Source organism: Streptomyces venezuelae (assembly GCF_008642295.1).
Lineage (GTDB): Bacteria > Actinomycetota > Actinomycetes > Streptomycetales > Streptomycetaceae > Streptomyces > Streptomyces venezuelae_C.
Genome location: NZ_CP029190.1, coordinates 2,371,423 through 2,392,580 on the forward strand (window position 1 = coordinate 2,371,423; position 21,158 = coordinate 2,392,580).

Genomic DNA, 21,158 nt, shown 5'->3' on the forward strand with positions numbered 1-21,158 from the left:
GTGCGATCCGGGGACATCGTGGGGACGAGGGGTGTGTGAAACATGGCGAGTGTGGGAACCGCGCTGCAGGAACTGCGCGGGGCGCAGAAGTCGGCGAAGGGTGTGTCGCTGTACTCGCGCTTCGTGAACCGGCCGGCCGGCCGCTATCTGGCCGCCGTCGGGCATGCGCTGGGGCTCACCCCGAACCAGGTCACGCTGATCAGCGCCGTGTTCAGCTTCGCCGCCGTCGCCGCGGTCGCACTGAGCGCCCCCTCCTGGGGGCTGGGCATCGCGGTGTGGGCGGCCCTCGCGGTCGGCTTCGCCTTCGACTCGGCGGACGGGCAGCTGGCCCGGCTGCGCGGGGGCGGCAGCGCCGCCGGTGAGTGGCTCGACCACGTGGTGGACTGCGCCAAGCTCACCGCCCTGCACACCTGTGTGCTGATCGCCTTCTACCGGTTCCCCGAGGAGTACGGGACCTCCGGCGACGGCTGGCTGCTGGTGCCGCTCGGCTTCCAGTTCGCGGCCGTCGTCACCTTCTTCGGCGGCCTGCTGACCGAGAAGCTGAAGCCGAAGCCGGCCGCGACCGACCCCGCCGCCGCCCCGTCGACCGTGCGCGCCGTGGCGCTGCTGCCGGTCGACTACGGGGTGTTCTGCCTGGTGTTCCTGCTGCTCGGCGGCGGCGAGCTGTTCCGGTACGCGTACGCGGCACTGGGCGTGGCCGCCGCCCTGTTCCTGCTGGCCTTCCTCACCAAGTGGTTCCGGGAGCTCAGCGCAGTTCGGCGGTGAGCGGCTCCGCGAGCGCGTCCAGTGCCCGGCGCAGCTGGGTGCTGGACGTGTGCACGGTGTACGGGAAGTAGACGACGTCCACGCCGACCGCGGCGAAGTCGGACTCCAGCTTGTCGCCCTTGGGGGTGCCCCGCCAGTCGTCGCCCTTGAAGATCACGTCGAACCGGACCTGCTTCCAGGTCTCGACCTTGTCCGGGACGGTCTCGACGAAGGCCGCGTCCACGTACTTGACGCTGCGCACGATCTCGAGCCGCTCGACCAGCGGGATCATCGGGCGGCGCCCCTTGGCGAGTTCGGCCATCTCGTCGGAGACCACTCCGGCCACCAGGTAGTCGCACTGACTGCGGGCGTGCCGAAGGATATTGAGATGTCCGATATGGAACAGATCGTATGCACCCGGCGCGTAGCCCACCTTGTAGGGCCTCCGCGCGGGCACGCCAAACTCGGACATGTCCTGCTCCGTCATCTGTTACCCCCCAGCGACCGCACCCCCCGGTGCGGTGGATTAGCAGACAATAGCGTGCACGTTCCGCGCCGTGCGGGTGAACGATTAGGGTGGCGTGCGCATCGATCAGGGGAGATCGGGAAAGAAGGGGACGTTCAGTGTCCACATCCGGTCACCGGCGCCTGCTGCTGGTTTCCACCAATTACGCTCCCGAGCACGCGGGAATCGGGCCGTACGCCACACAAATAGCTGAACACTGGGCGAATTCCGGTCATGAGGCCCATGTCTTCACCGGCATGCCGCACTACCCGGCGTGGTCGCTCGAGCCGGAGTACCGGGGGGCGCTCCGGCGCACGGAACAGCGCGCGGGGGTCACCGTGCACCGGCGCGCGCACACCGTCCCGGCCCGCCAGACCGCCGTGAAGCGGGCCCTGTTCGAGGGATCGATTCTGCTGCACGGTGCGGTGGCCCCGCCCCGCATGCCCAAGCCGGATGCGATCCTCGCGCAGATGCCGAGCCTGGCCGGCGGGGTGCTGGCGGCCCGGCTGGCCGCTCGCTGGAAGGTCCCCTACGTCCCGGTGGTCCAGGACCTCATGGGGGCCGCCGCCGCGCAGAGCGGGATCAGCGGGGGCGACAAGGCCGCGGCGATCGCCGGGCGGGCCGAGGCCTACGCGCTGAAGCGGGCCACCCTGGTCGGCGTGATCCACGAGACCTTCGTGGACCGGGTCCTCGCCATGGGCGTGGACGAGAAGAAGATCCGCCTCGTGCCCAACTGGTCCCATGTGCCCTCCCCCACCAAGCCGCGCGGCGAGACCCGCAGGCACCTGGGCTGGGCCCCGGGCCAACCGGTCGTCCTGCACTCCGGGAACATGGGTCTCAAGCAGGGCCTGGAGGTCCTGGTCGGGGCGGCCCGGCTGGATCCGGACGTGCGTTTTGTCCTGATGGGTGACGGCAGCCAGCGGACGGCCCTCGCCGAGATGTCCGCTGACGTACCGAATCTGGACATCATCCCCCCTGCCGCCGACGGCGAGTTCCCGGATATCCTCGCGGCGGCGGACGTGCTCGCGGTCACGCAGCACGCGGCTGTGCTGGACATGAGCGTGCCGTCGAAACTCACTTCCTACTTCGCGGCCGGCCGGCCCGTCGTCGCCTCCGTGGCGGCTGCGGGGGGCACCGCCCAGGAGGTGGCACGTTCGGGCGCCGGGGTGCTCGTACCGCCGGAGGACCCGCAGGCCCTGCTGAAGGCCGTACGGTCGCTGGCCGAGGACCCGGAGGGCGCGGACACGCTGGGCGCGGCCGGGCCCCGCCATGTGGCGGCGCACCTGAGCCGTGAGGCGGGCCTGGCCCGTATCGACGCACTGATGGACGAAGCACTTGGGGGAACCCGGCCGTGACCGAGACGCACCGCCCGGCGGCGATACCGGCCGAGGACGAACCCGATCTCCTCAGGGACCAGTTCCGGCAGCTCACCCGCTACCGCAAGCTCATCGGAGCGGGTATCGGCATCGGTCTGCTGGGCGGCGTCTACCTCGGCATATCCACCGCGGACACCTACGTGGCCACCGCCGACGTGGTGCTCCGCACCCCGACCGACGACCCGTTCAACCCGAGCATCGCCGCGGACAAGACGGTCAACATCGGTTCCGAACGGCAGACGGCGCTCTCCAGCTCCATCGCCGCGGAGGCGGCGAAGAAGCTGGGCCTGCCCGACACCGGCCTCGGCGCGCTGCGCCGCGGCCTGCAGGTGACCAACCCGCCGCAGTCCATGGTGCTGAAGTTCACCTACACCGCCGCGGACCCGAAGGAAGCGGCCCGGCGGGCCAACGCCCTGACCGAGGCGTACCTGGCGAAGCGCCAGGAAGCCCTCGACGTCACCCGCGACAAGATGGTCAAGAGCTACAAGGACCAGCGGGACCCGGTCGCCAAGCAGCTCGACGACCTCACCAAGGACATCGCCCGGATGCCGGCCGGCACGGCCCGGGACGCGGCGCTCTCCCAGAAGACCGACCTGCAGAGCAAGGTCGGTCAGTTCAACGGCCAGATCTCCAAGCTGGACGCCCTGGACATGACCCCCGGCCGGATCACCACCAAGGCCACCCCGCCGTCCTCGCCCGACGGCCCCGGCCTGCCCATGTCGCTGGCGCTCGGCGCGGCCGTGGGCCTGGCCCTGGGCCTCCTCGCCGCCTGGGTACGGCTGGTGTTCGACCCGGCCCCGCGCTCCGACGGTGACGTCTCGCGGGCCCTGCGGGCGCCCGTGCTGGGTTCCCTGCCGCGGGACAAGAGCGCCGGCGGACCGCTGCTGGCGGCCGGCGAGGAGGACCCGCGGCTGGCGGAGGAGTTCCGCTCGGTCGCCTTCCGGCTCGCCTACGACTCGCGGTTCGCCGACCGGCGCCGGCTGCTGGTGGTGGCCCCGCGCGGCAGCAGTGAGATCGCCGCCGCGGTGGCCGTGAACCTGGCCGCCTCCTTCGCGGAGACCGGCAAGGACGTCCTGCTGATCGAGGCGGACCTGCGTACGCCGGTACTGGCCAGCCAGCTGCCGACGGACGCGGGCGGCCGGCCCCGGTGGAGCCAGATGCCGGGCGGGCCCGGCCAGCAGCCGGGCGGACACAGCGAGTCCGACTGGCCGGACGGGCGGCAGCTCGCCGTGGACGCCGGCGAGTCCGGCTCCTTCGACCTGATCCCCGGCGAGCGGGTCCGCAACGTGGCCCGCGCACTGACCTCGCAGCGGGCCAGCCGGCTCGTCTCCGAGGCGGACTCCCCCAACTCGACGGTGGTCGTGCTCGCCCCGCCGGTGCTCTCGTACGCGGATGCGCTGGCGCTGGTCGACCGGGTCGACGGCGTCCTGGTGGTCTGCGACCCGCGGGCGGTGCACCGCACCGACCTGACCCGGATCCGCGAGCTGATCAGCGGGGCCGGCGGCACGGTGCTGGGTGCGGTGCTGCACGGGCCGCTGCCCGGTGAGAAGCGCGGCAACGGCCGCCGCCGAGTGCCCGTCCCGACCGCCCCGGCGCCGGCCGCCGGCCCCACCGCCGCCGCCGCGCGCCCGCTCCCGCCGGAGCAGCACATCCCTGGCGACGGCACGGACACGGTCGCGCTGCGGACGGTCCGCACCGGGCAGCGGTGAGCCGGCGCGGTCTCGCCGCGGTCGCCTCCGTCCTGGACCAGGCGGCCTCCAGCGCCACCAACATCCTGGTGCTGGTCCTGGCCGCCCGGCTGTCCTCGGTCTCCGGTTTCGCCGCGTTCTCGATGGTCTACGTGGCCTTCAGCGTGCTGCTGGGGCTGAACATGGCCTACGTCGGCCAGACCGTGGTGCTGGAAAAGACAGCAGAACGCCTGGGCCCGGTGTGCCGGTCGGCGGCGGCCTTCACCGGCGCCGCCTCGGCGGCGGCGGGCCTGGTGCTGGCGGCGGCGGGGGCCCTGCTGCCCGGCGCCGTGGGGACGGCATTCCTCGCGCTGGGCTGCGTACTCCCCCTGGTACTGCTCCAGGACGGCCTGCGCTACTGCTTCTCGGCGCTCCGGACGCCCCAGCGGGCCCTGGCGGCGGACACCCTGCGGCTGGTGTGCGTGGTGGCGGCGCTGGCGGTGCAGCCGGCCGGGGCCTCGGCGGCCCGGCTGGTGCTGGTGTGGGGCCTCTCGGCGCTGCCGGCCCTGCTGCTCGGGCTGTGGCTGCTGCGCCCGTACGTCCGGGGGGCCCGGGCGGACCTGCGGCCCTACCTCCGCCGGGGGCACCTCGGGCAGCGGTTCGTGGTGGAGTTCGCGGTGGGCAACGGCTCCAGCCAGCTGGCCGTCCTCGGACTGGGCACCTTCGCGACCCCGCTCGCGGTGGGCGCGCTGCGCGGTGCGACCACCCTCTTCGGCCCGCTGAACGTCCTGTTCAACTCGGCGAGCGCGTTCGCCCCGCCGGTGCTGGGCCGGCTGCCGGGCAAGCGCGCGGTGGTCCGGGCGACCCTGGTGCTGGGCCTGGTCCTCGGCGCCCTCGGCGCGGGCGTCGCCGCCGCCCTGTACGCACTGCCGGACCGCTGGGGCCGGCAACTCCTGGGCGACACCTGGCCGGCGGCCTCCGCCGTGCTGCCGGCGACGGGCGCCCAGTACGCGGTGATGGGCCTGGGCACCTGCGCCCTGCTGACCCTGCGCGTGCTGGCCCCGAAGGCCACCCTCTCCCTCCAGGTGGTCTTCTCGCTGCTCTCGGTGGCCTTCCTGCTGGCCGGTTACGCGGCCTGGGGGGTGACGGGCGCGGCCTGGGGCCTGGTCCTGGGCTCCGCCCTCAAGGCCACGGCGGCCTGGTGGCGGGTCCACCGGCTGCCGGCGGCGGGCCCCGTATGCGGAGCGGCGCGTCCGGTGGAATAGTGGTGACCGGGTGCGGGAATCCTCGGGGGTCTGAACGAAACCAGACACTGAGGAGAAGTCATGCAACGCATGAACCGGCTCACCCTCATCGCCACTCCCGCCGTTCTCGGTCTGCTCGCCTCCGGCGCGGCCTCGGCCGCGCCGGCGGATGTCAGTCCCCAGTCCGGCCGTCTCCCTGCCGACCCGAGCTGCACGATGGTCGTCGACGAGGAGAACTCGAAGCCCGGTGCACCCAAGTTCGCCATCAAGGGCACGGAGTTCACCGCCGGGGCCGGCTACTCGGTCATCGGGATCAAGCAGGGGGGTGGCGGCGGACCGGTGTCACCGCAGGGAACCATCAACTTCGGTGACCTGGAGCCCGGCAACTACGGCGTCCAGACCAAGGAGGACGGCGTGGTGCTCTGCGGCCACACGCCGAAGCCGGCGAGCAAGGACTGGCGGTACAAGCAGGGCTACAACCTGGCGTTCCAGCGGATTTCGCGCAACTGTGACGCCATGCCGCCCGGAAACCTGCAGAACAAGCACGCGAACTGGCAGGCCGGATACAAGGACGGGGTCGTGGACGCGAAAGCCAAGTTCTGCGACTGAGACCGGCGAGCGCCCGGCTCAGCGCAGGGTGGTGGACTTGTCCGTGCGGTAGGTGGCCACCATGGCCAGGCAGAGGGCGGCGATCGCGACGCGGCCCGAGGCCTGGAGGAGCGGGCCGCGCAGCAGGATGAAGGAGTAGCCCGCGACCAGCGGGACCACCACGGAGATCAGCGAGCCCGGCGGGGAGCGCCGGGTGGCGCGCTTGGCGTAGCGGCGGTCGACGCGGGCCGAGGCGTAGCCCATCGCCATCAGGCCGCCGCCCATGCCGACCGCGCCGAAGTCGATCCAGAGCTCGGCCCAGATCGGCGAGGACAGGTTGGTGTTGACCGTGCCCATCCACTGGCCGACCATCACGCCGGTGTCCCGCGGCTTGCCCGGCCACACCGAGCGGGGTACCGCGAAGAACACCGAGCCGGCCAGCTGGCGGCCGTAGAAGTGGCCGGGGCCGGATTCCGCGAAGGTGATGGTGTTCGCGAACATCCCCACCTGGTCGTAGTCCTTCAGCGCCATCGGCTCCAGGAAGGACGTGGTCTCCACCGGCTTGTAGTTCTTCTCGTCGTACCGGAAGCGGTCCGCGAACGGGAACACCAGCAGGGCCACGACCACGGCCATCGACAGCGCCACCCGGTACATCGCCGCGCTCACCGGGAAGACGGTGAACAGCAGCGCGAACAGGACGGTCAGGAACCAGTAGCGCGGGTTCGAGATGGGGTTGTTGACCACCAGGTTGAGCCCGGCCAGGGCCGCCCAGGTGGCGATCACCATCGGCTTGCGGCGGGCGTACGTCGAGGTGACCAGCCACCGCGTGTACAGCAGCAGCGCCAGCAGCGCCGGCACCGTGCCGAAGCCGCGCAGGAAGGCCTGCCCGGCCTGGCTGTCGCCGTTGGAGACACCGGCCTCCTCGATGCCGGCGATGATCTCCTGCCGGCTGCTGAAGAACACCGCCGGTCCGCCCAGCTTCATGACGAAGGCCGCGCTGCACAGGAACGCGAACACGGTCAGCAGCTGGAGCCGCCGCCGGTGCGCCATCACCGGGCGGGGTTCCTTCTGTGAGCCGCCGGCCCGGCCGGACGGCCGGTGCCGGGCCAGCAGGACGCCGACGTCGAAGGCGATGCAGCCGACCAGGATCAGCGCGATCGCCCAGGTGAGGTCGGAGCGCGGGCCGACCACCGGGGTGGGCACCTGGCCGAGGACGGCCTGGGCGAGCGGGGCCACGCCCATCGCCATGTAGACGAACAGCCAGAACGAGCCCTGGAGCAGTTTGCGGCGGCTGGTCAGCACCATCGCGGAGAGCCGCGCGCCCGCGTACATGGTGAGTGCCAGCTGGAGCCAGAAGGCGGCGTCGCGCACGCCCGCGCCGGACTGTACGGCCACGAACAGCGGCAGGAAGACGGTGAACCCGAGGGCCAGCGGTACGGACAGGGCCCGGGAGAGCAGGGTGCGCGGGGTGGTGACCCGCCCCCACTGGCTCTCGTCCTCCTGGGGGACCGGTGGCGTGCTCAGCGGCTTGCGTATGTCCGTTGCCACTGTGCCCCCACCCGCCCCTGTGCGTATTCCGCGCGCAGTCTAGTCTGAGCGCGCGGCACCTGGGGAGGCGCCGGCGGGGGCGACCGGATGGGGGGTACATGGCACGTGATCTCCCGGCCTTCACGCTGGCCGGATACGACAAGGGGCGCGGGTTCCTGACGCAGGCGCTGTGGTTCGCCGTGATGAACACGGTGTTCATGGCCTGGTTCTGTCCGGCCCGGCTGCGGGTGGCCCTGCTGCGTGCCTTCGGCGCGAAGATCGGCGAGGGCGTGTTCATCCGCCACAAGGTCCGGATCCTGTGGCCGTGGAAGCTGAGCATCGGCGACCACAGCTGGATCGGCGAGGGCGCCTGGCTGCTGAACCTGGAGCCGGTGGCCATCGGTTCGCACGTGTGCATCTCGCAGGAGGCGATGCTCTGCACCGGCTCGCACGACCACCGGGCCGCCGACTTCCGGTACCGCAATGCGCCCATCGTGGTCGAGGACGGTGCCTGGGTGGCGGTACGGGCGACCGTGCTGGCCGGGGTGACGGTGGGCCGGCACGCGGTGGCCGGGGCCGGCGCCGTGGTGCACCGGGACCTGCCCGAGCTGACCCTGCAGACGGTGGACGGCGGGCGCCGCCCGGTGGAGGAGCCGAAGTGAGAGTCCTGCACGCGGTCACCCTGCACTCCCCGCGCAATGCCTTCGGCGGCCCGGTCCGGGTGGCCCTGAACCTGGCCGCCGGACTGCGGGCCCGCGGTCACGAGGCCCGGCTGCTGGCCCTCGGCGAGGAGTTCGACCCCTGGCCCACCGAGGTCGAGGGGATTCCGGCGACGCTGTATCCGGCCCGCCGGCTGCTGCCGCTGGGCTTCAGCGGGATGACCTCGCCGGCCCTGCTGGCCGCGGCGGGCCGGCTGGTCCGGGAGGCGGACCTGGTCCACGTCCACCTGGCCCGCGATCTGGTGACCCTGCCGGTGGCGCTGGCGGCGCTGCGGGCCGGCCGGCCGCTGGTGCTGCAGACCCACGGCATGGTGGACCCGAGCGGCAAGGCCCTCGCCAAGGTGCTGGACGCCCTTGCGGTGCGGCGGCTGCTGCACCGGGCCGGGGCGGTGCTGTACCTCACCCCGCACGAGCGGAACGGGCTGGACGCGGTGGCCGGTTCCGCGCTGGGCAACACCGTACGGCTGGTGAACGGGGTCCCGGCCCAGGAGGAGCGGCCGGCCCTGTCCGGTCCGCCGCGGATCCTGTATTCGGCGCGTCTGCAGTCCCGCAAGCGGCCGGTGGACTTCGTGGACGCGGCGCCGGCGGTCCTCGCCGTGCACCCGGACGCGGAGTTCGTGGTGGCCGGGCCGGACGAGGGCGAACTTCCGGCGGTACGGGCCCGGATCGCGGCCCTGGGCCTCGGCGACCGGTTCACCGTCACCGGCGGTCTGACCGGCCCGGAGGTGCTGGCGGAGCTCCGGCGCGCCGGGGTCTACGTACTGCCCTCGGTGGACGAGCCGTTCCCGATGTCGGTCCTGGAGGCCCTGGCGGTGGGGGTGCCGTCGGTGGTGACCCGTTCCAACGGGCTGGCCAAGGACATCGCGGCGGCGGGTGCGGGGCGGGTGGTCGAACCGGGTCCGGAGGGGGTGGCCGCCGCGGTGCTGGAGCTGCTGGCGCCGGAGGCGAACCGGGCCGCGTCCCTGGCGGCCCGCAAGCTGGCCGTGGACGCCTTCTCCATGGACGCGGTCCTGGACACCCTGCTGTCGGTGTACGAGGGGATCGGGCTCAGGCCCGCTTAGCCCCGCGGTTGAACGCGGACCGGGCCCAGAGGCAGCCGACCAGGGTGAGCCCGGCGGACCAGGCGAGGGCGGCGGGCCCGCCGTCCCGGTCCGGGTCAGGCGCGGTGGATCACGATGTCGCCGTAGCCGCTGCGGGCCCGCACCTCGACGGTCTCGTCGGTGGCGGTCGGACCGTCGACGCAGCCGAGGTGGTTCTGGACGGAGCCCAGGTCGGTGTGGACGTCCAGCCAGGCGGCGGTGGCCCGGCGGATGCCGACCTCGACCTCGCCGACGGCGGTCTCGAGCACCACCCGGCCGCGCACCACCTCGCCGATCCGGATGGGGCCGTTGGAGGAGCGGGCGTCCACGCCGGCGTGTGCGGCGCCGACGGTGATCGAACCGTTGGATACCTTCGCGCGCAGGTCGCCCGCGACCGTGCCGAGGATCGTCTCGCCGTTGGCGTTGCCGAGGACGGCGCGGCCGTCGATCCGGCCGATCTCGGCCCGGCCGGAGACGGTGATGTCGGCGTCGCCGGTGATCTCCTCCACGTGGACCCCGCCGTGGTCGTTCTTGAGGTGCACGGTGGTGGCCCGGTCGATCCGGAGTTCGCCCATCGCGGTCTTCAGCCGGCAGTCGGCGAAGGCGCCGACCAGGTCGATGTCCCCGACCACGGTGCCGGCGCGGACCTCGGAGCCGGTGGGCAGTTCGATGCTGACCTCGACGGTGGGGGTGCGGCCGAACAGCCCGCTCTTCTTGGGGCCCTTGACCGTGAGGGTGTTGCCGGAGCAGCTGACCTTGGTCGCCTCGGCGGCCCGTACGTCACCGTCGTGCCCGGGGTTGCCGGGCAGCACCTCGACGAGGGTGTCGGTGCGCTTGCTCGCGGTGATCCGGATCGATCCGACCTCGATCTCGACGATGGCGCTGATGGCTTCGGTGGTCTCGAAAGCAGGCATGGCTGTGCCGTCCTCTTGGCTCGTTGGTTCGGTGAAGGTGGGTACGGGCGCGGGCGCGGGAAGGTCAGCGGACCCAGCCGGTGAACCCCTGGTCGCCCCGGTACCGGCTGCTGCTCCGCCCCGGAGCGGCCGGCTCCAGGGCGGCGGTCGCGGCCCGGACCAGCCAGGCGTTGACCGACAGACCCTCGGCCGCGGCGGCGTCCTCGACCCGGCTCTTGAGGTGGGCGGGGAGCCGGAAGTTGATCCGGGCGGTGTCGCCGTCGGCCACGGGTGCGGCCGGGGGCTGGGGCGCGGGCGCCTGCTGTGCGGCGGGGCCGGGGCCCGGCCCGCCCTCGGGCAGCCCGGCAGGCGGCGCGGTCACCACGAACTCGGGGTCCAGTCCGCGCAGCCGTACGTCGACCGAGCCCGGCGCCAGCTCCCGGGTGACCTCACCCATGGCGGCGGACAGTGCGTTGAGCAGGGTGAGCCGTGCGGCCGACTCGAGCGGCGCGGTGAGCCGTTCGGCGAGGGCGCGGGCTTCGTCGCCGCCGGCGCCGGCGGCGACGGCCAGCTCGTGGCGGAGGTGATCCACATAGGGCGTGAGGTCCATGCCGCCATCATGGCACGCCCATGGCGCCATGTCCACCCTCAATGGCGCCACTATGGCGCCACATGGCGCCGGGCTACCGGCCCGCCGCGGTCCCCGGCCCCACCGGGCCGGCCCGGGTGGCGTCATCGTGGCGCCACGCAGTGGGGTGGCACGCAAAAGCCCCCCGGCCGATGGCGGATTCTAGGGATCGTCGCAACACGTGATCACTGGCGTGTCTGGGCAGCAGTGTAAGCAGTGGCTCGGCTGGGAACTCCCAGCCGAGCCACTGCTGCGTTGTCGGCGGGAATGTGCTGCCCGTTCCGGCGAGCTGGGGGTTGAGTGGCTCACAGAGTTCCCGCCTGGCCCCCACTCCTCAGCCCTCCACGGGCAGGAACAGAATGAGCCTCATGAATGACGGATCGGACTGGCCGACGGACAAACTGACCGCGCTCCGACTCGGTAGGAGGCTGGTTGCGGAAGTCCCGGCATCGCGGCCAGATCGCCGCGCATTCGTGGACATCCGCCCCGCGCGGAGCGAGCCTGATGTCCAGGCTCGGGACGAGGGATGGGTTCGCAGCGACGTTGAACGTAGCTTTCGGCTGGAGCATTGGGAGTACGACCGCGAGCACATGGATGGCTTCGACTACGACATCGGCTCAGCGCTCATCGGGTCCGCCGACGCCCCGGACGAGTCTGAGCTGAACACCGTGCTCAACGCATGGGGCGTCCAGCCCGACCTCTTCGTCTATCCCTGGGAAAGCGACGATCCCAGGTAGGCGAAGATCAGTTCAGCGGAGCTGTCAGCTCACGCAGACGCCCGGCTGGGGTTTGCCAGCCGAGCGTCTTGCGTGGGCGGCTGTTCAGTTCGGCGGCGACGGCTGCCAGGTCCTCGGGGGTGTGGACCGTCAGGTCGGTGCCCTTGGGGAAGTACTGCCGCAGCAGGCCGTTCGTGTTCTCGTTCGAGCCGCGTTGCCAGGGGCTGGCTGGGTCGCAGAAGTAGACCGGGATGTCGGTGGCCACCGTGAATGCCCGGTGGGCGGCCATCTCCGAGCCCTGGTCCCAGGTCAGCGGCCACAGATGCCGCGGAAGCGTTTCCACGGTGGCGGCGAGAGCGCTGCGGGTGGCCTGCGCATTGTGACCGTGGGGCAGGTGGACGAGCATGACGTAGCGGGTGGCGCGCTCGACCAGGGTTCCGATGGCGGAGCGGCCGTCCTTGCCGATGATGAGGTCGCCTTCCCAGTGGCCCGGGACCGCTCGGTCGGCTGCCTCGGCGGGACGCTCGCTGATCATGACCATGTTCTTGACCGGGCGGCTGATGCGCTTGGCGGCGTGACGGTGCGGCCGGCGGTATGCCCGTCCGGTGCGAAGAGCCCGTGTCAGTTCACGGCGCAGTTCCCCTCGGCCCTGGACGTAGAGGGCCTGGTAGATCGTCTCGTGGGTCACGTGCATCTCCGGCCGGTCGGGGAAGCGTGTGCGCAGGACCCGGCAGATCTGTTCCGGGCTCCACCTCAGGGTCAGGTGGTCCTGTATGAAGTCGCGCAGCTCAAGGTTCTGCCCGATCTTCCCGGTCTTGGGCCGGGCGCGTCGCCGTTCGGCCCGGCGGTGGGCGTGGAACGGCTGGTAGGCGAAGCCGCCGTTGGGCATGGGCCGCCGGTTACGCCGGACCTCCCGGCTGATGGTGGAAGGACTGCGTCCCAGCTCGCACGCGATGCGCCGGATCGACGCCTTCTCCCGCAGCCGGTCGGCGATGTGAATCCGCTCGGACTCGGTCAGGAACCGGGATGTTCCAGGGCTGTCAGCGGCCTCAGGCGACGCGGCAGCCGGCCCCGTCCCGTAGATGGGAGGGACCGGCTTCTGACCGTGCGGCGGTGAGTGCCAGCCGTTACGCCACCGCTTGCCGGTGCGCAGGTTGATCCCGACGATCCGCGCCGCATCCCTCGTGCTGTAGCCCTGCTCCATGAGCTCGAAGTATGCGGCGCGTTCCCGCACCAGCCTCCCTCCGCCCGGCCTCCGGTTCTCCCGGATCTCGAAGTCCATCGCATCCCCTGAGCTGGGGTGTTGCGACGACCACTAGAACCCAAGGATGCCGGGGGGCTGGGGGGTTTGCGCGGAGGTACTACGCCGGGACCCAGGCGAAGCAGCCCGCCGAGACGAGCTCGGCCGTGCCCGCCGGGATCTTGGCGGTGATGCGCTCGCCGGGCTTGGCGCCCAGCTCGGGGCCCGAGGCCAGGACGGCACCGTCCTTGCCCTTGGCCTGCCAGGTGCAGGCCGGGCTCGGGTTGATGGCGCGGAAGGTGCCGGCCTGCGGCGCCTTCCGGGTGCCGTCGCCGAAGCCCTTCTCGGCCGCCGCCAGCACCGGCTTCTGCTCCGGGCAGAGCAGCGTGATCGCGTCCTTGGCGTTCGGGATCTCGCCCGCGATGACCGATGCGGTCGCCGCGTCCTTGTCCCGCTTGGCGGTGCGCGCCACCCGCTGGCAGGACTCCTGCCCGGACTGCAGGACGGCCGCCGGGTCCGTCTTCTCCGGCACCCGCCCGCGCAGGTACGTCTTCTCGTTCTCCTTGAAGCTGCCCGTCGCCGGGGTCAGCTTCGCGTCCGGCAGCACCGGCCCGGTGGGCTTGGCGTCCGGCGAGGGCGCGGCGGGCGGCGCCGTGGTGGCGTCCGCCGGATCGGGGACCGAGGAGGCGGCCGGCGGCTTGGCCTTGACCTCGGCGTCGGGCTTGTCCCCGTCCGAGCTGCAGCCGGTCAGGGTCAGGGTCAGGGCGGTGGCCAGCAGGACGGCAGCCGCTGCCGGGCGTCGGTACTTCACAGGGGCTCCTGGTGGTGCGGTGCTGGTGCCGGGTCGGCTGCGGGGCCCGGCCCGAAGGCCGGACCGGGCCCCGCAGCAGGCCGTCGTTACTTCGGGCCGAAGGTGAGGATCAGCTGCGGAGTGCCCTCCGCCGCCGTCGCCTCGGAGGACCAGATCCACAGCGGGTCGGTGCCCGCGCTGGTCAGGGCCATGTCGTAGCTGGTACCCAGCACCGCGGAGACCGCAGCCGTGTCCAGGTCCACGTTGTGGATGGCCGAACCGTCCGCGATGCCCGTGATCGAGCCCAGCGGGGTGGTGCCCAGGGTCGGCTTGGTGTTGAACGTGGTGCCCGCACCGCTCCAGGTACCGGTGACCGGAACCACCGAGACCTTGTCGGGCGTACCGGCGCCCGCCTGCGTGGTGGTCTTGATCTGCAACGAGGCGGACTTCAGCACCTGCCCGGCGGGGGCCGCCGGCAGGGTGAAGCGCAGGTACGTCTCGTACGCCGCGGTGCCGCGCACCGCGAGCGAGGTGGACGTGCCGTACGCGGTGCTCGGGGCGCCCTGGTTGATGTAGGTGTCCTCGGTCGCGGAGACCTCGGTGACCGTGTCGGTCGGCGCCTTGGCCAGGTCGTAGTGGTTCTTGACCTGCGCCTGGGTCAGCACGCTCGGGTAGACGGCCGTCTCGTCGATCTGCCCGGCGAAGAAGTTGCTCGTCGGACGGTTCGGCCAGCTGGCCAGGTTGTCGCCGCCGACGTGCCAGTAGCCCGCGTAGTCGGTGTGGGTGGTGGCGTTGAGCGTGCCCTTGTTCTGGCCGTCCACGTACAGGGCCATGCCGGCCGGACCCTGGGTGGCGACCACGTGGTGCCACTTGTTGTCGTTGTACGTGTCGAACAGGCCCGTGGTGATGGTGCGGGTGGACCCGTTGTACACACCGAACGCGAGGCGGCCGGTGTTCGTCATGTAGATCTGCTTGTCGTACGTGCCGCTGTTGCGGGTGGTGTTGTTGCCGAACCCGATCAGCTTGCCGCCGCGCGAGGTCCCGGTCTTGAACCAGGTCTCCAGGGTGTACGTGGCGCCCACCGTCTGGCGGCGGTCGCTGTGCACCTGCTGGCTGGTGCCGTTGAAGCCCATCGCGGTGCTGGAGCCGGTGACGGCGCCGGGCGTCTGCCGCAGGGCCGGGGCGTTGACCTGGACACCGCTGGTGTTGCCGGAGACCGAGGAGTCGGCGACGTACGGGCTGACCGTGTCGTCGTAGCGCCAGTAGAGGCTGGCACCGTCGGCACGGACCTGGTTCGGGTAGGACTGGACCGTGGCCGGGACGGTCACCGAGGCGGTGGCCGACAGGGCGCTGGTGTTGCCCGCCGCGTCGGTGGCGGTCACCCGGTAGCTGTAGGACTGGCCGGCCTTGACCGTGGTGTCGGTCCAGGAGGCCTGCGGGCGCTCCCACTCCAGCGAGTTCGCGGCGACCGTGGCGATCGGGGTGCCCGAGCCGTTGCGGTAGATGCGGTAGGTCAGCTTGCTGTCGTCCGCGTCGTAGCTGGTGCGCCAGCGGACCTGGGCCTCGCCGGGCTTGACGCTGGACGCGCTGGCCACCGGGGTGGTCGGGGCGCCGACGTCACCGGTGGAGGCGAACCGGGTCAGACCCTGCTGCTCCACGCCGTTGATGAGGGTGAACTCACCGCCGACCCACATGTACTTGACGTCGTTCTTCTCCGCCACCGCCATCACGCGCGGGCCGATGCCCTCGCCGATGCCGTCGTTGGCGGTGGGGTGCCAGCCGAGCTTGCCCGGGCCGCGCACGAAACCGTTCACGGGCGCGGGGGCGGCGCCGGCGTGGTCGGTGGGCTGGGCCAGCAGGAAGTGGCGCTTGCCGTCGGGGAACTCCAGCTCGGTGGAGCAGTCGTGGGCGTGCGAGGAGCTGTACAGCACCCCGTCGTACGGCAGCACGAACTGGGTGGCACCGAGGCAGCGGTCCCGCCACTTCTCGCTGAAGTCGGTCAGGTTGAGGCCGATGCGGCCGTCGAACACGCCGCCGCCGGAGCCCTCGTTGCCGGTGTAGAAGCCGGTCTCGTCGGTGGAGATGTCCTTGACGACCGAGTTGCTCGGGATGTTGTCGTACGTCTTCTTCACCGCGCCGGAGGCGGCGTCGACCACGGCCAGGGCGTGGGTGTTGGAGCCGTTGACGCTGAAGAAGTCGCCGCCGATCAGCACGTGCTTGCCGTCCGGGGTGACCTCGATGGCGCGGCCCGGCTCGTCGGCGTTGGCGGTGAACGGCTTCAGGGCACCGGAGGCGGCGTCGACCGCGGCGAACCGCTCGCGGGTCTGGCCCTCGACGGTGCCGAAGTCGCCGGCCGCGTACAGGGTGTCGTCGGTGACCGCGAGCGCGCGCACGGTGGCGGGGAAGCTCGGGTGGAAGGACGCCTTGGGCGCGCAGGAGGCGATGTCGATCGCGGCGACGCTGCTCACCGGGGTGCCGTTGACGGCGCCGAAGTAGCCGCCCGCGTACAGGGTCTTCTTGTCCTTCGAGACGACCAGGGACCGCACGGTGGCAATGCCGTCACCGATGGTGAAGGAGAGCTTGCACGAGGTGGGGGCCCCGGTCGCGGCGTCCAGCGCCACGAAGTTCACGGCGTCCTGCTCGGTGCCGCTGCCCGCGTTCTCGGGCGGGCGGACGGCGGAGAAGGTACCGCCGGCGAAGACGGTGCCGTTGGCCTCGGCCATCGCGAAAACAATGCCGTTGGGCTGCCAGGTGGGCAGCGCGTCGGCCGTGAACGCCACCGGCTGGGTGATGGCGGACGCCTGAGGCATCAACACCAGGCCAAGACCGGTTCCGGCACCGGCCAGTGACAGGACGAGGGCAGCAGTCAGCCCTCTGGATCTACGCATGAGCCCCCCAGGGCGTCGCCCGGTTGAATGGCTGGAACTATACGAACAGCCATATGTACTGGCGCACACTAGGGCCCCTGCGAGGGCTCGGTCACCTCACTTGACCCATTGCATACCAACTTGGAATCAACGGGTTCCGAACTGGTGGGTGTGCTGCGGACATACGGCGGAATTTGTCCTGGTCATCCCCTGGGGTTTGACCAGGACAGGTAAATCGTAAGGTAACCGCAAGTACGCGCGGACCGCGGCGGCCCTCGGCAGCCCGCCTCAGCGGTCGATGCGGACGGTCACTCCGGCGAGCTGGTCCTCGACCTGGCGGATGTCGGCGTCGACCATGATCCGGGCCAGTTCCTCGACCAGGACCGTCGGCTTCCAGCCAAGCAGCGCATGCGCCTTGCTCGCGTCGCCGATCAGGGCGTCGACCTCGCTGGGGCGCTCGTACTTGGCGTCGTAGGCCACGTACTCCTGCCAGTCGAGGCCGGCGTGCGCGAAGGAGGCCTGGACGAACTCGCGGACGGTCGCGGCGACGCCGGTGGCGACCACGTAGTCGGTGGGCTCGTCCTGCTGGAGCATCCGCCACATGGCGTCCACGTACTCGGGGGCGTAGCCCCAGTCGCGGACGGCGTCGAGGTTGCCGAGGTAGAGCTTGTCCTGGAGGCCGGCCTTGATGCGGGCCACCGCGCGGGTGATCTTGCGGGTCACGAAGGTCTCGCCGCGGCGCGGGGACTCGTGGTTGAACAGGATGCCGTTGACCGCGAACATGTCGTAGGCCTCGCGGTAGTTCACCGTGGTCCAGTACGCGAAGACCTTCGCGGCGCCGTACGGGCTGCGCGGGTGGAACGGGGTCTGCTCGTTCTGCGGCGGCGGGGTGGCGCCGAACATCTCGGAGGACGAGGCCTGGTAGATCCGGGTGTCCACGCCGCTGGCCCGGATGGCCTCGAGCAGCCGGAGGGCGCCGAGTCCGGTGACATCACCGGTGTAGAGGGGCGCGTCGAAGGAGACGCGGACGTGCGACTGGGCGCCGAGGTTGTAGACCTCGTCGGGCCGTATGTCGCGGAGCAGGTTCACCAGGGCCACGCCGTCGGACAGGTCCGCGTGGTGCAGCACGAAGGAGCGGTTGGCCGTCTGCGGGTCCTGGTAGATGTGGTCGATCCGCTCCGTGTTGAAGCTGGACGAGCGCCGCACGAGGCCGTGCACCGTGTAGCCCTTGGAGAGCAGCAGCTCGGCCAGGTACGAGCCGTCCTGGCCGGTGACTCCGGTGATCAGCGCGGTCTTGCTCATGCGGGTTCCCCCCGGGGGTTGTCGTCGTGGTTCGTGATGTGTTCCGAGGCAATGCCTCGACTGTGCTGCGGCGGGTCCCCGCATGGTACGCACTCCCCGCCACCGCCCTGGCCGGGCACTGCCCCTGGCAAAGCCGGCGGCGGCCCGGCCGGGGCGACGCCCCGGGCAGGGTCCCGCCCTGCGGGCACCGGGCCCGCCATGGTCCCGTCCCTGCGGGCGCCCGTGCCGGGGCACCGGGCCCACCCGCCGGTGGCGGAAAGCGGTGCCACGGCGCTCGGCGCCCGGAGTTGCCCGGGGCCGCGCCCCGGCAAGGCTTCGCCCCGCGGGCAGCGGGTCGGCCGGGGCCGCGCCCCGCCATGGTCCCGCCCTGCGGGCGCCCGTGCCGGGCACGGGGCCCGCCCGCCGGTGGCGGGCGGCGGTGCCACGGCGCACCGCGCCCGGAGTTGCCCGATGCGAAGCCCCGGCGGGAACCCGTACCGGGGACTGCGTCCGGGGCCTTGCGGAGCCCCGGTCCGCCGGTGGCGGGAGGTGCCGAGGCGCTCCGCGCCCAGAGCCGGCCGGCCGGGGCGGAGCCCCGGCGAGGTCCAGCGCTGCGGGCAGCGGGTCGGCCGGGGCCGCGCCCTGCCCGGACCCCGCCCTGCGGGCGCCCGCGCCAGCACGGGGCCCGGCTGGGGCGGCCCGGCAGGGGACCGCCTCGCGCGCAGCGGGCCGGTCGGGGCGGAGGCCCGGCCGAGGCGGGTGGGGCGCAACCGGGGGCGGGAGCCAATGGCATTATCGGCGGTATGACAACTCCGCAGTCGTACCTGCCCCCGCACGCCCGCATCTTCGTCGCGGGCCACCGTGGTCTCGTCGGGTCCGCGGTCGTCCGGCGGCTCACCGCCGACGGCCACGAGGTGATCACCCGCAGCCGCGCGGAGCTCGATCTGCGGGACGCCGCCGCGACCGGCGCGTTCCTGAAGGAGGTCCGCCCGGACGCCGTCGTGCTGGCCGCCGCCAAGGTCGGCGGGATCATGGCCAACAGCACCTACCCGGTCCAGTTCCTGGAGGAGAACCTGCAGATCCAGCTCAGCGTGATCGGCGGCGCCCACGCCGCCGGCGTGGGCCGGCTGCTGTTCCTCGGTTCCTCCTGCATCTACCCCAAGCTGGCCCCGCAGCCCATCCGCGAGGACGCCCTGCTGACCGGCCCGCTGGAGCCGACCAACGAGGCGTACGCGCTCGCGAAGATCGCCGGCATCGTGCAGGTCCAGTCGTACCGCAAGCAGTACGGCGCCTCCTACATCTCGGCCATGCCGACCAATCTCTACGGTCCGGGCGACAACTTCGACCTCGAGACCTCGCACGTGCTGCCCGCGCTGATCCGCCGTTTCCACGAGGCCGCAGCCGCGGACCGCGAGGAGGTCATGCTGTGGGGCTCCGGCACCCCGCGTCGGGAGTTCCTGCACGTGGACGACCTGGCCGCGGCCTGTGCCGTGTTGCTGCGGGACTACGACGGTGACGAGCCCGTCAACATCGGCTGTGGCGAGGACCTGACCATCCGGGAACTCGCCGAGACCGTCGCCGAGGTGACCGGCTTCCGCGGCCGGCTGGCCTGGGACACCTCCAAGCCGGACGGCACCCCGCGCAAGCTGCTGGACGTCAGCCGGCTGAGCTCCCTCGGCTGGAAGCCGGGCATCCCGCTGCGGGACGGCATCGCCTCCACCTACCGCTGGTGGCTCGACGCCGAGCGCACCGCCCAGAAGTGATCTCTGCATGAATCGGCTCAGTACGCTCCGCGTCCGTCCACCACGGCGCGGAACGTACGGCCCATGACGTCGACATCGCTGGTGAACGACCAGTTGTCCACGTACTGCAAATCAAGCTGAATCGTTTCATCCCAGGACAGGTCGGACCGTCCGCTGATCTGCCACAGTCCGGTCATCCCGGGCCGCACCGCCAGCCGCCGCAGCTCGACCTCGTCGTACTGAGCCACTTCCTCGGGCAGCGGCGGCCTGGGGCCGACCAACGACATGTGCCCGGTCAGTACGTTCAGCAGCTGCGGCAGCTCGTCCAGCGAGGTGCGGCGCAGCAGCCGGCCCACCCGGGTCACCCGGGGGTCGCGGCGCATCTTGAACATCAGGCCGTCGTTCTCGTTGGCACCCGCCAGCTCCGCCTTGCGCCGGTCCGCATCGACCACCATCGTGCGGAACTTCCACATCACGAACGGGACTCCGTCCCGCCCGATGCGCCGCTGCCGGTAGAACGCCGGACCCCTGCTGCCGAACCGGATCGCGGCCACGATGCCCAGGAAGACCGGGGCCAGGAGCAGCAGCCCCAGACCCGCGCCGGCCCGGTCGAAGACCGACTTGAGCACCGGCTGCACCCCGCCCCGGACCGGCGGCGCCACCCGCAGCACGGCGAGCCCGCCCGCCGAGAGGGTCTCCAGGCGCTTGACCGAGACCTCCACCAGCCCGGGGAACACCGCCAGTTCCAGCCCCGCATCGTGCAGCGCCCAGGCCACCCGGCGCAGCCGCTCCCCGGAGATCCGGCTGCCGGGTACGACCAGGACCAGGTCGGCGTGGTGGCTCTGGACCGCGGCCATGACCTCGTCGGCGTCGCCGGCCGGGGTCTCGGACATCTCCTCGCCGAGCCGGGCGGCGACCGGTATGCCCCCGGTGAGGGCACCGTCGCCGACCGGGACCACGCCCACCACCACGTACGGGTGGTCGGTCCGGGCGGCCAGGTGCGCCGTGACCTCGTCGGCCGCCCCGGGTTCGCCGACCACCAGCACCCGGCTGACCGCCTGGGCCTCGCGGCGGGCCGCGGACAGGTGCCGGTAGGTCAGCTTGCGGCAGGCGACCGTGATCAGCAGGGCGGGCAGCAGCGAACCGAGCGCGGCCAGCCGCGGGGTGCTCTCGTCGAGGGCGGCCCGGGCCACGGCCAGGACACCGATCAGAATCAGCCAGTCATGGACCACGGGCAGCACGCCCCGGGACTCCCCGAGCGCCCGGGTGGCATACCGCCGGCGGAGCATCTGCACACCCACCCAGGCAACGGCCGCACCGACTGCGCAGAAGAGCGGACGGGCCTGCTGGGCGGCGTCGAAGACGAGGCCGACGGGCACGGCGGCGCCGAGCACGTCGGCGGTCAGCGCGGCAGGCAGGTACCAGAGGGCCTTGTCGCCGAGGCGCCGTGACGGCACAGTCGACTCCAGAGCCCTTCCGGCCACTCTTTGCGCAGGAATACGGACATGCCTCATGGGCCCCCCTGGCACGTGGTCTATGGCGTAAGGCGAGT

The 21,158-nt window shown here is 72.0% G+C and carries 18 protein-coding genes; 9 read left to right on the forward strand and 9 right to left on the reverse strand.

What is annotated here, in order from left to right; translation table 11 throughout:
- Positions 1 to 42 precede the first annotated feature (42 nt).
- On the forward strand, positions 43 to 765 hold the full coding sequence (locus tag DEJ50_RS10280) for a CDP-alcohol phosphatidyltransferase family protein (RefSeq protein WP_150207254.1): 723 nt from the start codon (positions 43 to 45) through the stop codon (positions 763 to 765).
- Here the strand turns inward: DEJ50_RS10280 and DEJ50_RS10285 are convergent.
- Complete coding sequence (locus DEJ50_RS10285; RefSeq protein WP_150207255.1) at positions 746 to 1,216, reverse strand: adenylyltransferase/cytidyltransferase family protein; 471 nt, start codon at positions 1,214 to 1,216, stop codon at positions 746 to 748. The genes DEJ50_RS10280 and DEJ50_RS10285 overlap by 20 nt on opposite strands.
- Positions 1,217 to 1,398: 182 nt before the next feature.
- On the opposite strand from DEJ50_RS10285, the gene DEJ50_RS10290 reads away from it, so the two are divergent.
- The 4 genes from DEJ50_RS10290 to DEJ50_RS10305 are packed head-to-tail and all read left to right on the forward strand — an operon-like array spanning position 1,399 to position 6,145.
- Entirely contained in the window at positions 1,399 to 2,604 is a 1,206-nt protein-coding gene (locus DEJ50_RS10290) for a glycosyltransferase family 4 protein (protein ID WP_150212041.1), read from the forward strand.
- Positions 2,601 to 4,334, forward strand: coding sequence for a lipopolysaccharide biosynthesis protein (locus DEJ50_RS10295; protein ID WP_150207256.1), 1,734 nt, complete (start codon positions 2,601 to 2,603; stop codon positions 4,332 to 4,334). The genes DEJ50_RS10290 and DEJ50_RS10295 overlap by 4 nt, the downstream gene beginning before the upstream one ends.
- Positions 4,331 to 5,557, forward strand: coding sequence for a hypothetical protein (locus DEJ50_RS10300; protein WP_150207257.1), 1,227 nt, complete (start codon positions 4,331 to 4,333; stop codon positions 5,555 to 5,557). Before DEJ50_RS10295 ends, DEJ50_RS10300 begins: the two co-directional genes overlap by 4 nt.
- Positions 5,558 to 5,617: 60 nt before the next feature.
- Positions 5,618 to 6,145, forward strand: a complete 528-nt coding sequence (locus DEJ50_RS10305) for a hypothetical protein (RefSeq protein WP_150207258.1) — start codon at positions 5,618 to 5,620, stop codon at positions 6,143 to 6,145.
- An 18-nt stretch (positions 6,146 to 6,163) separates the two neighbouring features.
- Here the strand turns inward: DEJ50_RS10305 and DEJ50_RS10310 are convergent, their stop codons facing one another.
- A complete protein-coding gene (locus DEJ50_RS10310; protein ID WP_411757676.1) occupies positions 6,164 to 7,648 on the reverse strand; it encodes a hypothetical protein in 1,485 nt (494 codons plus the stop codon).
- Positions 7,649 to 7,770: 122 nt separating this feature from the next.
- On the opposite strand from DEJ50_RS10310, the gene DEJ50_RS10315 reads away from it, so the two are divergent.
- Entirely contained in the window at positions 7,771 to 8,313 is a 543-nt protein-coding gene (locus tag DEJ50_RS10315) for a WcaF family extracellular polysaccharide biosynthesis acetyltransferase (protein WP_150207259.1), read from the forward strand.
- Positions 8,310 to 9,431 carry a glycosyltransferase gene (locus tag DEJ50_RS10320; protein WP_150207260.1) on the forward strand — a complete coding sequence of 374 codons (1,122 nt, stop codon included), beginning with the start codon at positions 8,310 to 8,312 and terminating at the stop codon, positions 9,429 to 9,431. The genes DEJ50_RS10315 and DEJ50_RS10320 overlap by 4 nt, the downstream gene beginning before the upstream one ends.
- A 95-nt stretch (positions 9,432 to 9,526) precedes the next feature.
- Here DEJ50_RS10320 and DEJ50_RS10330 read toward each other — a convergent pair whose 3' ends face one another.
- Positions 9,527 to 10,363: a DUF4097 family beta strand repeat-containing protein gene (locus tag DEJ50_RS10330; protein ID WP_150207261.1), complete on the reverse strand. Its 837-nt coding sequence runs from the start codon at positions 10,361 to 10,363 to the stop codon at positions 9,527 to 9,529.
- Positions 10,364 to 10,427: 64 nt separating this feature from the next.
- On the reverse strand, positions 10,428 to 10,952 hold the full coding sequence (locus DEJ50_RS10335) for a hypothetical protein (RefSeq protein ID WP_150207262.1): 525 nt from the start codon (positions 10,950 to 10,952) through the stop codon (positions 10,428 to 10,430).
- A 386-nt stretch (positions 10,953 to 11,338) separates the two neighbouring features.
- Here DEJ50_RS10335 and DEJ50_RS10340 point away from each other — a divergent pair, with 386 nt between their 5' ends.
- On the forward strand, positions 11,339 to 11,707 hold the full coding sequence (locus DEJ50_RS10340) for a hypothetical protein (RefSeq protein ID WP_223837691.1): 369 nt from the start codon (positions 11,339 to 11,341) through the stop codon (positions 11,705 to 11,707).
- Positions 11,708 to 11,714: 7 nt separating this feature from the next.
- Here DEJ50_RS10340 and DEJ50_RS10345 read toward each other — a convergent pair whose 3' ends face one another.
- The 4 genes from DEJ50_RS10345 to gmd all read right to left on the reverse strand — a co-directional run bounded on the left by DEJ50_RS10345 (position 11,715) and on the right by gmd (position 17,885).
- On the reverse strand, positions 11,715 to 12,968 hold the full coding sequence (locus tag DEJ50_RS10345) for an IS30 family transposase (RefSeq protein ID WP_150207263.1): 1,254 nt from the start codon (positions 12,966 to 12,968) through the stop codon (positions 11,715 to 11,717).
- A gap of 79 nt (positions 12,969 to 13,047) precedes the next feature.
- Entirely contained in the window at positions 13,048 to 13,737 is a 690-nt protein-coding gene (locus DEJ50_RS10350; protein WP_150207264.1) for a hypothetical protein, read from the reverse strand.
- A gap of 86 nt (positions 13,738 to 13,823) precedes the next feature.
- Entirely contained in the window at positions 13,824 to 16,604 is a 2,781-nt protein-coding gene (locus tag DEJ50_RS10355; RefSeq protein WP_150207265.1) for a DNRLRE domain-containing protein, read from the reverse strand.
- A gap of 267 nt (positions 16,605 to 16,871) precedes the next feature.
- Positions 16,872 to 17,885: a GDP-mannose 4,6-dehydratase gene (gene gmd / locus DEJ50_RS10360; RefSeq protein WP_150207266.1), complete on the reverse strand. Its 1,014-nt coding sequence runs from the start codon at positions 17,883 to 17,885 to the stop codon at positions 16,872 to 16,874.
- Positions 17,886 to 18,667: 782 nt separating this feature from the next.
- On the opposite strand from gmd, the gene DEJ50_RS10365 reads away from it, so the two are divergent.
- Entirely contained in the window at positions 18,668 to 19,627 is a 960-nt protein-coding gene (locus DEJ50_RS10365; RefSeq protein ID WP_150207267.1) for a GDP-L-fucose synthase family protein, read from the forward strand.
- Between the two features lie 17 nt (positions 19,628 to 19,644).
- On the opposite strand, the gene DEJ50_RS10370 is transcribed toward DEJ50_RS10365, so the two are convergent.
- Positions 19,645 to 21,120 (reverse strand): sugar transferase, encoded by a 1,476-nt coding sequence (locus DEJ50_RS10370; protein ID WP_150207268.1) that lies wholly within the window; start codon positions 21,118 to 21,120, stop codon positions 19,645 to 19,647.
- Positions 21,121 to 21,158 lie beyond the last annotated feature (38 nt).